General features: G+C 63.2%; 15 protein-coding genes. 4 read left to right on the top strand and 11 right to left on the bottom strand.

The features are described 5' to 3' along the window. Positions 1 to 70 precede the first annotated feature (70 nt). Positions 71 to 529, bottom strand: a complete 459-nt coding sequence (locus KPG71_RS16795) for an NUDIX hydrolase (RefSeq protein WP_216339445.1) — start codon at positions 527 to 529, stop codon at positions 71 to 73. Between the two features lie 75 nt (positions 530 to 604). Then, positions 605 to 3,079, bottom strand: coding sequence for an ATP-dependent helicase HrpB (gene hrpB / locus KPG71_RS16790; RefSeq protein WP_216339443.1), 2,475 nt, complete (start codon positions 3,077 to 3,079; stop codon positions 605 to 607). A gap of 130 nt (positions 3,080 to 3,209) precedes the next feature. Between hrpB and meaB the strand changes: the two genes are divergently transcribed. Next, positions 3,210 to 4,184 (top strand): methylmalonyl Co-A mutase-associated GTPase MeaB, encoded by a 975-nt coding sequence (meaB, locus tag KPG71_RS16785; RefSeq protein WP_216339442.1) that lies wholly within the window; start codon positions 3,210 to 3,212, stop codon positions 4,182 to 4,184. A 3-nt stretch (positions 4,185 to 4,187) separates the two neighbouring features. Here the strand turns inward: meaB and KPG71_RS16780 are convergent, their stop codons facing one another. The 3 genes from KPG71_RS16780 to KPG71_RS16770 form a co-directional block, all read right to left on the bottom strand. Continuing rightward, entirely contained in the window at positions 4,188 to 4,868 is a 681-nt protein-coding gene (locus KPG71_RS16780; protein WP_216339440.1) for an amino acid racemase, read from the bottom strand. Between the two features lie 34 nt (positions 4,869 to 4,902). After that, positions 4,903 to 6,210: a histidinol dehydrogenase gene (gene hisD / locus KPG71_RS16775; RefSeq protein ID WP_216339438.1), complete on the bottom strand. Its 1,308-nt coding sequence runs from the start codon at positions 6,208 to 6,210 to the stop codon at positions 4,903 to 4,905. Positions 6,211 to 6,366: 156 nt separating this feature from the next. Further along, positions 6,367 to 6,804, bottom strand: coding sequence for a low molecular weight protein-tyrosine-phosphatase (locus tag KPG71_RS16770; protein ID WP_216339436.1), 438 nt, complete (start codon positions 6,802 to 6,804; stop codon positions 6,367 to 6,369). Positions 6,805 to 6,847: 43 nt separating this feature from the next. Between KPG71_RS16770 and KPG71_RS16765 the strand changes: the two genes are divergently transcribed. Beyond that, the gene (locus KPG71_RS16765) at positions 6,848 to 7,540 is read left to right on the top strand and encodes an NAD-dependent deacylase (RefSeq protein WP_216339434.1); all 693 of its coding nucleotides are present in this window, start codon (positions 6,848 to 6,850) and stop codon (positions 7,538 to 7,540) included. Between the two features lie 56 nt (positions 7,541 to 7,596). Here KPG71_RS16765 and KPG71_RS16760 read toward each other — a convergent pair whose 3' ends face one another. The 5 genes from KPG71_RS16760 to KPG71_RS16740 all read right to left on the bottom strand — a co-directional run bounded on the left by KPG71_RS16760 (position 7,597) and on the right by KPG71_RS16740 (position 11,667). Then, entirely contained in the window at positions 7,597 to 8,076 is a 480-nt protein-coding gene (locus KPG71_RS16760; RefSeq protein WP_216339431.1) for a copper chaperone PCu(A)C, read from the bottom strand. Between the two features lie 46 nt (positions 8,077 to 8,122). Then, entirely contained in the window at positions 8,123 to 8,470 is a 348-nt protein-coding gene (locus KPG71_RS16755) for a hypothetical protein (RefSeq protein WP_216339429.1), read from the bottom strand. A gap of 108 nt (positions 8,471 to 8,578) precedes the next feature. After that, positions 8,579 to 8,869, bottom strand: coding sequence for a 50S ribosomal protein L28 (gene rpmB / locus KPG71_RS16750; protein ID WP_216339580.1), 291 nt, complete (start codon positions 8,867 to 8,869; stop codon positions 8,579 to 8,581). A 609-nt stretch (positions 8,870 to 9,478) separates the two neighbouring features. Continuing rightward, positions 9,479 to 9,847: a hypothetical protein gene (locus tag KPG71_RS16745; protein ID WP_216339427.1), complete on the bottom strand. Its 369-nt coding sequence runs from the start codon at positions 9,845 to 9,847 to the stop codon at positions 9,479 to 9,481. A 971-nt stretch (positions 9,848 to 10,818) separates the two neighbouring features. Then, positions 10,819 to 11,667, bottom strand: coding sequence for an inositol monophosphatase (locus KPG71_RS16740; RefSeq protein ID WP_216339425.1), 849 nt, complete (start codon positions 11,665 to 11,667; stop codon positions 10,819 to 10,821). 270 nt (positions 11,668 to 11,937) lie between these two features. On the opposite strand from KPG71_RS16740, the gene KPG71_RS16735 reads away from it, so the two are divergent. Then, positions 11,938 to 12,828, top strand: coding sequence for a dihydrodipicolinate synthase family protein (locus tag KPG71_RS16735; protein WP_216339423.1), 891 nt, complete (start codon positions 11,938 to 11,940; stop codon positions 12,826 to 12,828). 9 nt (positions 12,829 to 12,837) lie between these two features. Here KPG71_RS16735 and KPG71_RS16730 read toward each other — a convergent pair whose 3' ends face one another. Further along, positions 12,838 to 13,812 carry a glutathione S-transferase family protein gene (locus tag KPG71_RS16730; protein ID WP_216339422.1) on the bottom strand — a complete coding sequence of 325 codons (975 nt, stop codon included), beginning with the start codon at positions 13,810 to 13,812 and terminating at the stop codon, positions 12,838 to 12,840. Between the two features lie 321 nt (positions 13,813 to 14,133). Between KPG71_RS16730 and KPG71_RS16725 the strand changes: the two genes are divergently transcribed. Further along, complete coding sequence (locus KPG71_RS16725; RefSeq protein WP_216339420.1) at positions 14,134 to 14,352, top strand: DUF6732 family protein; 219 nt, start codon at positions 14,134 to 14,136, stop codon at positions 14,350 to 14,352. The last annotated feature ends 2 nt before the right edge of the window (positions 14,353 to 14,354 follow it).

Genomic DNA, 14,354 nt, shown 5'->3' with positions numbered 1-14,354 from the left:
TCGGGGGACAGCGCTAGAGTGACTCCGGGCTCATTTCAATGGCCGAAGTCATGAAATCGTTACAAATCCGTTACAGTTGCATCAAAATCGCTTTGAGGCCGGGTTCGTTCACCATCTCCGCAGCCTGATCGGCGCTTACCCATTTGCGGCGGCGTTCGCGCGCTTCGGGGAAGATGTCGGTCATTTCGGCAACATCGAGGCGGAATACCTGTACTTCGACCGGGGCATCGTACCCATCGTCGAGATGCTTGTCATAGCTGAAGGTGCCGACTGGCTCTTGCCCGATCTTGGCAGATTTGACGCCCGCTTCTTCCCAGGCCTCTTCCCTGGCCGCCTGAGCAGCGGATTTGTCCTCCATCAACCAGCCCTTGGGCACGATCCAGCGACCGCTGTCGCGGCTCGTGACCAGCAAGACTTCGGTGCGGTTGTCTCGCTGGCGACAGCACAGCGCGGCGACCTGGCATTCCGGGGGGCGGCGCAAAAGTGGCTGGACGACCTCGGCCCAGGCTTTTCTCAATCCATCAGTCATGGGTTTACGTTAGTCTGCTCTTATTTAAATATTTGTTATCGAAGTAATATATGCGCGATCCGTGGAAATATCAAATCAGCCGTTGTTTTTGCGTTTGGCCCGCAGTGTCGGATCGGCCTGTGTCGGGTCTTCGGGCCATGGGTGTTTGGGATATCGCCCGCGCATGTCCTTGCGCACATCGCCATAGCTGCTGGCCCAGAAACCGGGAATGTCGGTGGTTGTTTGCACCGGGCGTCCGGCGGGCGATAGCAGCGTCACACGCAGCGGTGTCTGCCCCACCAGGGGATGGGTCGTCTGGCCGAACATCTCTTGCAGGCGCAGGCTGATTTCAGGCGCTTCGCCGCCATAATCTATCGGGATTTTACGCCCTAGCGGTGTTGTGAAATGCGCCGGAGCCAGGGTGTCCAGCAATTGCATTTGTTCGTAATCCAGACGCGCCCGCAGGGCGTCCAGCATGTCGAACCTTTTCCATTCCTGTGCGGTTTTGACCTTGTCCAGATAGGGCAATAGCCAGCGTTCCAGATCGCCCATCAACGCGGTTTCCGTCATCTCGGGCAGGTTCTTTCCCGCCGCGCGGATCAGTTCGACCCGCGCCGCAAACCGTTTAGCTGCGTCGCTCCAGTTCAGGCCAAGTTCGCGGACACCGTCCAGCATGGCGCGGGCGGTGTCCTCGGGCGGGGCGTCTTTCCATATCCGGTCATCCAGAACGATCGCACCGAACCGTTCCTGCCGCCGCGCGATTACCCGCCGCTCACGCTTGTCCCACAGGCAGACATCGTGCCATTCGATCTGATCGCTGAACTGCGTGCGCAACTCGTTTTCCGTGATCGCGATGGCCTGCCGGATACGGGCCTCGCGCGGGTTGCCGTCCAGATCGGTGGCCACGATCAGGCGCGTGCCTGACAGATCGTCGCCTTCTGGCATCACGGCACCTTTCCCCCCTGACAGAACATAACGCGGCGCATCGCCTTTGCGGCGCAGTCCGACACGATCAGGATAAGCAAGTGCCGCCATTTCGGCGTCGCTCAGGTTGACCGACCCGGCAGGGTTTGCTTGCCGGGCAAGACGTTTGGCTTCGGATTTGATCCGTTCCAACGCGCCCCGGTTGACGGTGTGCGGGTGGCGTTGTTCGTATGCGCGCAGGTCTTTCAAAGCGGTTAGGCGCAACGCCAGATCAACGGGGGCGCCGCGAGACAATGGATCGCGATCAGATAACAGGGCCGCCAGCAATGCGCCGTCCGGCCCCGCCTTGGCCATCATATGCGCAAGGCGTGGATGCAGGGCCAGGGCGGCGATTGCCTTGCCATGGGCGGTGATGCGGTTCTGTTCGTCCAGTGCGCCTAGCATTCTCAGCAGTGCTTGCGCCTCGGCATAGACACCGGGATTGGGCGGGGTGAGAAAGGCGAGTTCATCCGGTGTCGCCCCCCATGCCGCCAGTTCCAGAGCAAGGCCAGCCAGATCGGCGGCTTCGATTTCGGCCGGGGGATAGGCGTGCAAAGCCCCCTCTTCGCCTTTGGTCCACAGCCGGTAACAGGTGCCTTCGGCCACACGTCCGGCGCGGCCTGCGCGCTGTGTGGCTTCGGCGCGGGTCACGGGTTCGGTCACCAGCCGTGACATGCCGCTGCCGGGGTCGAACCGTGCCCGCCGCGCCCGCCCGCCATCGACGACAACGCGAATATCCTCGATCGTCAGCGAGGTTTCCGCAATTGATGTGGCCAGCACGATCTTGCGCCCCTCGGCGGCGGGGGCAATAGCCGCGCGTTGCCGGGCAAAGTCCATCGCGCCAAAAAGCGGGCGGATCTGGCAATCCTCGGGCAGGCGGCCTTGCAACAAGGCCTCGACGCGCCGGATTTCGCCTTCACCGGGTAAAAATACCAGAACCCCGCCCTCGGTTTCCGAAACGGCGCGGTTTACCAGATCGGCGAGGGCGGTCTCATAACGGGTCTGTTTGGGCATCGGTCGGTCCAGCCAGCGAGTCTCGACCGGAAAACTACGCCCTTGCGAGGTGATGACAGGCGCGGCTCCCATCAATTTAGCCACCGGTTCGGCGTCCAGCGTGGCCGACATGGCCAGCAGGATCAGGTCGTCCCGCAATGCGCCCGCTATTTCAAGACACAGGGCCAGACCCAGATCGGCATTGAGCGAGCGTTCGTGGAATTCGTCGAAGATCACGGCACCTACGCCCGTCAGTTCCGGGTCGGACTGGATCATGCGAGTCAGGATGCCTTCGGTGACCACTTCGATTTGGGTGGATTTCGAGATTTTCGCATCGCCCCGCACCCGATAGCCCACAGTTTGTCCGGGACGTTCATTTTGTCCGGGACGTTCATTCAGAGTATGCGCCATGCGCTCGGCGGCGGCGCGGGCGGCGAGACGGCGCGGCTCCAGCATCAGGATGCGCCCTTTGGTCAGCCCCGCGTGCAGCATTTCCAGCGGCACGACCGTGGTCTTGCCCGCGCCGGGCGGGGCCTGCAGTACAGCGCGCCCGTGATCGCGCAATGCGGCAATCAGCGGCGCAATGGCGTCATGAATGGGCAAGTTACTGGTCATGGCTACCTTATCGGCCATGCGAGCGTGATTTTCCATAGCCGGGGCAGAGGGCATGCTCTGGACATTTGGGGGTGGGCCACGTCATGTAGGCGCCCGAGAGTCACAGGAACGTAGCGGGCCGATTGCCATCATGGATATCGACACATTTAGCGAAAAGATCGTTGCAGGCGACCGCCGGGCATTGTCGCGGGCGATCACCCTGATCGAAAGTTCCCGCGCCGATCATCGTGATCAGGCCGCGCAACTGATGGAGCGGTTGAAGGGGGCTGGCCGACAGGCCATCCGCATAGGCCTGTCAGGAACGCCCGGTGTGGGTAAATCGACCTTCATCGAGAGCTTTGGCAAGATGCTGACGAGGCAGGGCCTGCGGGTGGCGGTTCTAGCGGTGGACCCGTCGAGCGCCCGCTCGGGCGGTTCGATCCTGGGGGACAAGACCCGGATGGAGGAACTCAGCCGCGATCCCAACGCATTTATCCGCCCCTCACCGTCACAGTCGCATCTCGGAGGTGTGGCGCGGCGCACGCGCGAGGCCGTGGCCGTATGCGAGGCTGCCGGGTTCGATGTGGTTCTGATCGAAACCGTGGGGGTGGGGCAGTCGGAAACCGTGGTGGCCGAGATGTCCGACCTGTTCATCCTGCTGATCGCTCCGGCGGGCGGGGACGAATTGCAGGGCGTCAAGCGCGGGATCATGGAAATCGCCGACATCATCCTGATCAACAAGGCCGATGGTGATCTGAAACCGGCGGCGACGCGGACCTGCTCGGATTATTCCGGTGCGCTGCGCTTGTTGCGCAAGCGCCCGCAGGACCCGCAAGGGTTTCCCAAGGCGATGATGGTTTCGGCGCTTGAACGCGACGGATTGCAGAAGGCGTGGGAGGAAATGACCGCGCTGACCGAATGGCGCAAGGAAAACGGACATTTCGCCTCGCGGCGCGAGGCGCAGGCGCGGTACTGGTTCGAGCAAGAGGTGCGTCAGGGGCTTCTGGCGAAGCTGGACACGCCGAGCGCCCGAGAGGCGATGCAATCCTTCGCCGCAAAGGTCGCCGAAGGGGGGATGACGCCCACCGTAGCCGCGCAGGAATTGTTGCAGGGATTGCGGGACTGATCCCTAGCTCTTCGAGAAATCGACGATCCCGTTCACGAGGCAATCAAGACTGTCGCTCCATGGGGCGCCATCCGGTAGAGCATCGGTCATTAGCGACAATTCCGTGCAGGCGATCAGCAGGTGGTCGGCGCCCTGATCCATGAGCAGGCGGGCTTGTGTCTCAAGCTGCGGGGCCAGTTGCCCGAGTGGCTGCCCCGCTTTCACCGCACGGATGATGTCCAGCAGGGGGCCGTCATCCGCCAGTGTCACGGGGGTCAGGCCGCGTGCCTCGAAGGGCGCGGTGAATACGCCGGTCAACCGCGTCGCGGGCGAGGCCAGCATGCCCACATTGCGCGCCCCGGATGCGGCCAGCGTATCGGCGGTCAGGTCCAGCATGTCGAGGAAGGGCAGGTCGGTCGCGCAGGTCACGGCCGCGGCATAGTGATGCGCGGTGTTGCAGGGCATGGCCAGGGCTTCGGCCCCGGCGCGTTCCAGATCCTGTGCCATGCGCGCCAGCACCGGGCCGGGGTCTTCTCCGGTGCCGTCGATCAGCGCCTTGATCCGGCTGGGCACCTGCGGGTTCTGATGCACGATCAGCGGGATGTGATCGGCATCGTCGCGGGCGGGAACGGCATCCAGCAGTTTTTGCATAAGCAGGATCGTGGCCTCAGGCCCCATGCCCCCCAATATACCTGTTGTTTTCACTGTCCGGTCGCCCTTGCGTTGCCTGTGCGCAGGGCTAGCCATGCGCCTTCAGCGGCATCTTGCCAGAGGTGGCCATCTTGTCCAGCCGTATGTCGGCTGATCGGGCGTGTCCTTCCATCCCTTCCTCGCGGCTGATCCGGGCGCTGACACGGGCGAGGTCGGGCAAAGCGCGCTCGTCCACCTTTTGCCAAGTGACGGTCTTGAGGAACTTGTGCACCGATAGCCCGCCGGTGTAGCGCGCCGCGCCCGAGGTGGGCAGCACGTGGTTCGGCCCCGCCGCCTTGTCCCCAAAAGCCACCGTTGTGCCCTCTCCCAGAAACAGCGAGCCATAAGCGCGCAGCCGGGTACGCCACCAATCCGTGTCGCGGGCCTGAACGTGCAGGTGCTCGGGCGCTTTATCATCGGCAAACTGTGCCATCTCATCGCGCGTGTCGCAGAGTACGACCTCTCCGAAATCGCGCCATGCCGACTCGGCGGCATTGCGGTTGGACTCGGGCAGGCGGGCGATCAGAGCCGGAATCCGATCCATGACCGCCCGCGCCAATGGCGCATGCGTGGTGGCCAGCCACACGGGGCTGGTGGCGCCATGCTCGGCCTGTCCTACAAGGTCGATCGCCACGGTGTCGGGATCTGCGCTGTCATCAGCCAGAACAAGGCTGTCGGTGGGTCCCGCGAACATGTCGATGCCGATGGGACCGAACAACTGGCGCTTGGCCTCGGCCACATAGGCGTTGCCCGGACCCACGAGGATATCCGCGGGCAGTGCGCCGAACAGGCCAAAGGCCATCGCGGCCACCCCTTGCACCCCACCCAGGCACAGGATGCGCGTGGCCCCGGCAAGGTGCATCGCGTAAAGCATCGGTGCGGGAATGCCCTGCGCGTCCCTGGGTGGCGAACAGGCGGTGATGTCGGGAACACCTGCCTCGCGTGCGGTGGCGATGGTCATCAGCGCACTTGCGACATGGGTATAGCGCCCTCCCGGCACATAGCAGCCCGCCGCTGACAGCGGAATCTGCCGCTGACCGGCAATCAGGCCGGGGCGCAGTTCCACCTCCATGTCCTGCGCGGTGGCGCGCTGTGCAGCGGCAAAGCGGCTGATATTGTCATGCGCCCAACGTATGTCGTCCCTGAGGTCTTGTGGAACCTCGGCAATGGCCTGCGCTATGCGTTCGGAGGGCACGGCAATCTCGCCTGTCCAGCCATCCAGTGAGCGGGCATATTCCAGTGCGACCTGTGCCCCGCCGGTTCGCATACGGGTCAGCATGATTTGTACGGTGTCGGCAATGTCTGCTTCGGAGTGCGGGGAATGGCCGGGGGCGGTTTTGAGATGGCTCAGGGTCATGGCATGGCTCCTTCCCCTCAATTGGGTGGGGGGAATCGGCCTGTCGGGCAAGCAATTTGCGAAGCTGCGTCAGGGCTTTTTTCAGGTGCTGAAGATATGCTTCGGCAAAGCCGAAAAACTGGGCGCAATATGTACCGGGTGTGTGTGCCGCGCGGGTTACAGCGTGTTGCGCAATCCTTGTGCGGCCTGTTCGATCAGGTCCAGCGTGCCGTCGAAATCGCGGGTATAGTACGGATCGGGGACGTGATCTGTATCGCTTTTTGGGGCATATTCGGTGAACAGGCGGACGGGCGTCGCATTCCCGTGTGGGCGCTGTGCCTCGATCTCGCGCAGGTTGGCGGTGTCCATTGCGATGATCAGATCGAAAACTTCGAAATCGCCCGCATGAAACTGCCGGGCGCGCAGGTCTGACAGGTCATGCCCGCGGGCGCGGGCGGCCTGTTGCATCGGGCCATAGGGCGGCTCGCCGACATGCCAGCCGCTTGTCCCGGCACTGTCGGTTTCGATATGCGGGGCCAATGTGCGAAATACGCCCTCGGCAGCGGGAGAGCGGCAGATATTGCCAAGACAGACGAACAGGATACGGGTGGTCATCGGGGGCTCCTTTGGGCATCAAGGGATAGGGCAAGGAGGCAGCATGGAAAAGATCGTTATTCTGACCGGGGCGGGTATTTCCGCGGAAAGCGGGCTTGGCACCTTTCGCGATGAAGGCGGATTGTGGGCGCAACACGCGATCGAGGAAGTGGCTACGCCCGAAGGGTTTGCGCGGGACCCGGCGCTGGTGCATCGATTCTACAATACCCGTCGTGCGCAGGCGGCCGAGGCGGTGCCGAACCCGGCGCATGCGGCATTGGCCTGGCTTGAGGCACAGCATCCCGGTGAGGTCTGGATCGTGACGCAGAACGTCGATGGGCTACACGAAAAGGCGGGGAATTCCAATGTCTTGCATATGCATGGCGCGTTGGATGGGGCGTTGTGCGCGGCCTGCGATCATCGTTGGCCCGCGCCGTTGGTCATGGCGCCGGGCGATAGCTGCCCCTCTTGCGCCGCTGCGGCGGCGCGGCCCGATATCGTCTGGTTCGGGGAGGTTCCCTATCACATGGAACGGATCTGGCAGTTGCTGGATGAGGCGGAACTGTTCGCGGCCATCGGAACGTCGGGGCAGGTCTATCCGGCGGCGGCATTCGGACAGCATGCCGGGCGGGCCGGGGCGCATACGGTGGAGCTGAACATGGAGGCTTCGGTGAATGCACGCGACTTTGCCGAGGCGCGGCACGGTCCGGCGTCAGTTGTCGTGCCGGAATGGGTTGAGGGGATATTATCCAGTTGATTTCAAATGAAAAGGCCGGGTCGCATTGCCCGGCCTTTGCCATTGTCCTGTGACCGTTATTCGCTCTTGCCGTGCTGTTGCTTCATGCCATGCATCGGCTGGCGTTCGAGGTCCACGGGAACCTCTACAGTGATGTCGCCGGCCTTTTCGAAGGTCAGTGTCAGCGGGATCATGTCGCCCTGTTCGAACGGTTCGGTGATGCCCATGAACATGACGTGATTACCGCCGCGTGCCAGCATCAGCGTTTCACCTGCGGCAACGGGAAAGCCCTCTTCGACATGGAGCATGCGCATGACGCCGTTTTCGTCTTCCTTGTGGGTGTGCAACTGGACCATTTCCGCGACGGGCGATGCCGCGCCGATCAGGCGGTCGTCGGTGTCGCCGTGATTCATGATCTGCATGAAAGCCGCGCCCGAGGTTGCCATCATCGCCGAGGAGCGGGCGTAAGGGTCTTGCACCATGATGTCGGCGGCGAAAGCGGGCAGGGCGAAAGCGGAGGCGGCGACGGCCGCCAGAATGGTGGATTTGAACGACATGGAAACTCTCCTGTCTGGGATTGGATTGAATTCGATCGGTTGGGACTCACGCCGCTTGCGGCGGGCCACGAGCGACTGCGGGACGTGGCGCCGGGCTGTGGAAAAACAATTTGAATTCAATGGGATGTGCGCGCAGCCATGACGTGGGTGCGGCGGTCTCGGGCGCGGTTTCGGCCAGGGTCTGAAACAGCGACAAGGCGCAGTCGGGGCAGATATGGGATGGCCCGATGGGTTGCCCCTGATCGTCCACCAGAACGGCCACGGGGCCGGTGCCGGTGCACAGCACGATCTGCCCGTCCGGGCCGGGCGCGGTGCGGGCCAGGGCCATGCTTTGACCCGTGAGGATCAGCACGAAGGCCAGAGCGAGGGCGAGGTATGAGCGCGTTGTTCTCATGTCAGCGCAAGATATAGGCACTGGCCTGCGCAAAGGTAAAGCGACAAAAGGAAACAGCCCTGCCGGGGTGGGCAGGGCTGCGAAATCTTGCTTGGAAACGCGGGGGGCTTAGGCGTTTGCGGCCTGTGCCTTGGCGATTTCTTTTTTAACTTTCAGGGCGTTATCCGAAAGTTCGCCGTCCTTGGCTTTGGCCAGGTAGGCGTCCAGCCCGCCGCGGTGGTCGACGCTGCGCAGGGCGGCGGCGGTGATCCGCAGCTTGATGGCGCGGCCCAGGGTTTCGGACTGCAGCGACACGTCCTGCAGGTTGGGCAGGTAGCGGCGCTTGGTTTTGTTGTTGGCGTGGCTGGAGTTGTTGCCCGTCATCGGGCCTTTTCCGGTGAGTTCGCAGCGGCGCGACATGGGTTCATCCTCGTGTTGGTCACGGGGCATCGTGCCCCTGCTCAATACAAACGGGCACCGCCAGCGGCAGCGCCCCGAATTCATCGAAGGGTCTTTACGTCCAAAGCGGCGGGGCGTCAAGGGATTCGCGGGCGGGAAATCGCAAACGGTGTGTCGGCCCCGCGTTTTGTACGAAACGTACGATGTGTACGCGGGTTTTGTACGAAAATCGAGGGGCGCGGGCAGGGGTGTGTCCATGATGGACGCAAATCCGGGGAGATACCGCGATGCGCCATATGACGAGACGAGGGGACGGCAGGGCCGGTTTGCCGGACCGTGACATCGAGGCCGGGCACGGGCGCGCGCGGGATTAACCGTTTGGCAAGACCGATGTGTTCGAGTGCGGGCAGTCACAGATCGCCCGATGACATCGTCCATCGTCAGAACAAACGCCGGGGTGTATGAAATGAGATATATTGAAATGCGGCTCGTTGCGCTCCTGCGGGCCGGGATGGCCGGGGCGACAGGCCGCAACGGACAGCGTTGCAAAAAGCCTGCCGCCGAGCGGAAGGCCCTTTGCCGGTGTTCTGCCTTTTGGCCACGCGGCAGCCTGCCCGTGGCGAGGGCGATTCAGAGATGTTGGCCTGCGTCCGCCAGCCGTGCGTCGGTGCAGAATGCTTGTCCGGCTTTCTGAATTTGCGCCCCGTGCCATTGCAGACCGTTCAGATCGTGAATCAGACGACCCGCTTCGGGGAAGTTTCGGGCAAGCATGTCGAGATATGCGTCCCTGTCGAAGTTCAGGCCACAGTGTTCGGCGGTCGCACCGCGTGACCATGCGATTTGCAACGGTTGCGACCAGCCCATCCGGTCCGACGGGTTTGAAAAGCCACTGTCGTAGGCGGCGGTATAGGCGCTTGAGGGAGCCGAGTAATCGCTCAGGGAGCCCTTGCATTGGGAGGTCGCGCTTTCCTGTGTTTTCGTCTGGCAGCCCGCAAGCAAGGCGAGGAACAGGCCACCGGAAAGCCGGTTTTTCCTTTGTTTGTCTTGGTTTGGCGGGGCGGTCAATGGGTGGCGTGGCGAAGACGTGGTATTCTAGGAGCCGGGAGCATTGCGTATTCAGGGAAACGCCGGAGGCAATTGATCGCGCACCGCTTGCCCGGCTGTGATTGAAGGTGTTGAGGCGTGACATATGGATGTTCGATTTTCGGAAGTGGTTTTCCGTTTCGTTGAGGATGGCACGCCAGCGATCCGCGCCGGGGCTGAAAGCGGATGTTTGCGGGACGTAGAGTGAATGACCGCTGTGAGTCCGACGACGACTTTGTGCGCCGGGCATCGCCCGGCCGCGGGTGGGCGACCGACGGTCTTTCGATGGCGATTTATGGTGAGGTCACATCTAACGGTGGTTCGGGGGACGACCGATGCAGGATCGCCCGCCCGGGGGGCGGTCGGGCGATGCCCGGCGGCGCGCAAGGCGCGCCTTGAGGCCGGGCAAGGCAATGTTCTTTCTGTCCCGCATACCAGCCATCGGCATCATGCCCTGCTGTCATCTGGATTGAAGCCGAAGAGGTCTTCCCCTTGCGCGAAACAGCGCCGAAGGCGCCGCGCATCGCCAGACCGCCCGTCGCACCGGAGGTGCGCCAAGCATGATTGGCACGCCTTTGGCGTGACCAGGCTGGCGATTTGGTGAGGACGGCGTCTCATTCATGGCTATTTCGGATTTGGCTGGCATAAACTGCAAAGAATGACCGATTGATCGCCATCCCGCAGTCTGGCGAAGCGCGGCTCAGGCAATGGCAGGTTTGTCCCGCATGACCGCCGCTTCCGTTTCAGGCTGCGAACGGCGGGTCTTGGGAGATGGGCAACCCATCTGCCCCGACAGCAAAGAAGATCGTGTCCGCCGCGCGCCGGGCCTGTGCGTGTTGCGCAGGAACCGGCGGTTTGGAGTGCGATCCCCCGTTGAAACCCTGGCGTTATCCCGTTGCGGCATCGGGGGTGCCCCCGAACAGGCTGTCTCGTGCTGCGAGCCAGCTTTCGCTATCGGGGGCGCAGATGAGGCCGCCAGTGGTGTGGGTCGGGAGGTATTCGGTGCCATCGAAATGCGCGCTATGGCCGCCCGCCTCGCGATGCAGAAGCCAGCCAGCGGCATGATCCCAGGGCATCAGCTTGTTGTAGACGAGCAATTCGCAGTGGCCGCTTGCCGCGATGCGATATTCATGCGCCGCACAGCGTAGCCAGAAATTCATGGAGAAATTCGGGAGGTTCCTTTGTACGACCGGACGCAGATGCGGCGGCAGGAAATTCGTTCCGGCGACGATATTCATTTGGTCCGGGGCGCAGGGGCGCGCGACGCGCAGCGGAATTTCCGTATCGTCGGCGCGCAGTGCCCACGCCCCTTCGCCACGAAGCGCCAGCGAGGTTTCGTTGCAAATCGGGTCGTGAATCGCGGCGAATACGATTTCTCCGTTCAGGAGTCCGGCGATCATCGACCCGAACAGGGGGACGCCCGAGGTGAAATTCTTTGTGCCGTCGATAGGGTCGATCAGGAAGGCGATATCGGCGTGTCCGAGTTTCGCGATGGCATCGGGATCGTTCCCCGAGGTTTCTTCGCCGACCAGCAGCGCGCCGGGAAACATAGCGGCAAGCTCTTTGCAAATCAGGTGTTCCGCTGCCTGATCCGCGTCACTGACGACATCGAACGAGGAGGTTTTCTCGACGACCCGGTTCGGTATCTGCGACTGAAAGCGGGGCAACAATTCGATTTCGCCCGTGCGCCGCAGCAAGTTGCAGATTTGACCGATGCGGTCAGAATTGAAGATCACTGTAGCCTCCGGCCGCCGGTGTGGTTCTGTATGGTTTCGTCGTCACGATACCGTCTGGACGATGCGATTGAAAGCCGGCGCGGATGGCCGCCGTTTCCGTTTTGCGCAGCGACTGGCGGGCGTTGGGGGATGGGAACACCATCCGTTCCGACAGCAAAGAAGGTTGCGTCCGCCGCGCGCCGGGCGTTGAACTGTCCGGCGTGTTCTGCTTGAAATCGTGGCATACCGTGAGTGTTTTCGATTGTGCCGCCCTGGCCGGAGGAGTCCGTCATGACAGATATTCGCAACCTGCGCGGCGTGGTGCCTTATTTACCGACGCCGCTGACATCCGATGGCGCGGTGGACGAGGGCGCGTTGCGGCGGCTGGTGGATCATCTGATCGGCGAAGGCGTGCACGGGCTGACGCCGCTGGGATCGACGGGCGAGTTCGCCTATCTGGATTTCGCCGCGAAGGAGCGGGTGGTGAGCGTGACGGTCGAGGCGGCGGCGGGCCGGGTGCCTGTTATCGCCGGTGTCGCCGCGACGACGACATGGGATGCGATCCGGCAGGCGCGGCGTTGGGCTGAACTGGGGGCGGATGGCATTCTGGCGGTGATGGAGGCTTATTTCCCGGTGAATGAGGACGGCGTGGTGGCGTATTTCACCGCCGTCGCGGATGCCACCGACCTGCCGGTGACATTGTATACCAACCCGAATTTCCAGCGCTCGGACCTGTCGCTCGATGCCATCGACCGGCTGTCGCATCATCCCAATATCGTGTTCGTCAAGGATGCCTCTACCAATACGGGGCGCTTGTTGTCGATGCTGAACCGGACGGAGGGGCGGATCGGGGTGTTTGCCGCCTCGTCGCATATCACCGCCGCCGTGATGCTGATCGGCGGGCGGGGGTGGCTGGCCGGGCCGTCCTGCCTGATCCCGCGCCAGAGCGTGCGCCTGTTCGAGCTGTGCGAGGCCCGGCAATGGGATGCGGCGATGGAATTGCAGCGTGAATTATGGGCGGTCAATCAGGCCTTTGCGCGGTTCAACCTGGCCGGGGCGGTGAAGGCGGGGCTGAAACTGCAGGGGTTCGATTGCGGCGATCCCGCGCCACCGCAACGGGCGCTCGGCCCCGACGAGGTTGCCGCTGTGCGGCGCGTGCTGGAGCGGGTCGGGGCGCTGTAGGCGAGTTTCCTAGCCGCGCCCGTGGGCTGCGGTGAGGTCAAGAACCGGGCCGGTGGGGATGATCCGGTGCGGGTTGATCGTGTCGTGGCTGTAGTAATAGTGCCGCGTGATGTGATCGAAATTTACCGTATCGGCCACACCGGGCCATTGATAAAGCTCGCGCAGATAGCCCCAGAGGTCGGGATAATCCACGATCCGCGCCCGGTTGCATTTGAAATGCGTGTGATAGACCTCATCGAAGCGGATCAGCGTGGTGAACAGCCGCCAGTCGGCCTCGGTCAGGCGGTCGCCCATCAGGTAGCGGTTTTGCGACAGGCGTTCGTTCAGCCAGTCGAGCGTGTCGAAGAGCGGGCCGATGGCCGCGTCATAGGCGCTTTGGCTGGTGGCGAACCCGGCCTTGTAGACGCCGTTGTTGAGCGTGTCGTAGATGCGGGCGTTCACGGTTTCGATCTCGTCGCGCAGGGGGGCGGGCCAGTAATCGTCGCTATTGCCGGTGATCGAATCGAAGGCCGCGTTGAACATGCGGATGATTTCCGAGGATTCGTTTGACACGATGGTTTCGCGGGTTTTGTCCCACAGGATTGGAACCGTCACGCGGCCCGACACCGTGGGGTTGGCCTTGATATAGAGGTCTCGGGCGAAGGGCAGGCCATAGAGCGTGTCGCCCGTGGCGCCGGGGTAGTCGGTGCGCAATTCCCAGCCTTCGCTCAGCATGTCGGGATGCACGACGGACACCCCGATATGATCCGTCAGACCCTTGAGGGCGCGAAAGATTAGCGTGCGATGCGCCCAGGGGCAGGCCAGCGACACATAGAGGTGATAGCGCCCGGATTCGGCGCGGAACCCGCTTTCGCCCGAGGGGCCAGCGCTGCCGTCGGCGGTGATCCAGTTGCGGAACTTCGCCGTGTCGCGCACGAATTTGCCACCCGTCTTTGCGGTGTCGTACCATTCGTCGTGCCATTGGCCGTCAACCAGATGTCCCATGCGGTGTCCCCCTGTGTCCGGTCCAGACCTAATCCCGCGCGGGCCCGTCGGGTAGGGCCATCGCCGCGCATGTCCCGTGCACGCCCGCACATGTCGCACCCGCATCGCGCAGCGGCGTTTCTTTGTTTGCGCGGGGGGTGCGCGCGGCCTATACGGGAGGGGACGATGCCCGTGCCGGGCCGGAAAGGTGTGCAGACGGGGCCGACCCATTCCGGGGGCCTGCGGTCTTGCGATCGTCAGCCGCGCGGTGGCGCGGCCTTGCCCCTTTCCGGGTCGTTCGCACGCGGGCCGACCACGGATTGCAAACGGGGGAGTATACCCATGAGATATGCAGGTTTCATCGCCGCCCTTCTGGCCGCGGGCAGGGCGCAGGCCCATCCCGGCCATCTGTCCGAGGTGGCAGGGCATGGTCACTGGCTGGGCGCGGCGGCCCTAGGCGCGGCGATCGCCATCGGGTTGTGGGCCGGGCTGAAGGGCCGCAAGGAGGCCCAAGACGCCGAGCCCGAAGAGGCCGCCGACGAAGACACGCAGGAGGCTTGAGC

Origin of the sequence: Roseovarius sp. PS-C2, assembly GCF_018862045.1 — a bacterium.
Taxonomy (GTDB): domain Bacteria; phylum Pseudomonadota; class Alphaproteobacteria; order Rhodobacterales; family Rhodobacteraceae; genus Roseovarius.
Note: the sequence above shows the minus strand (reverse complement) of the source record. Positions and strands in the feature narration are given on the sequence as shown.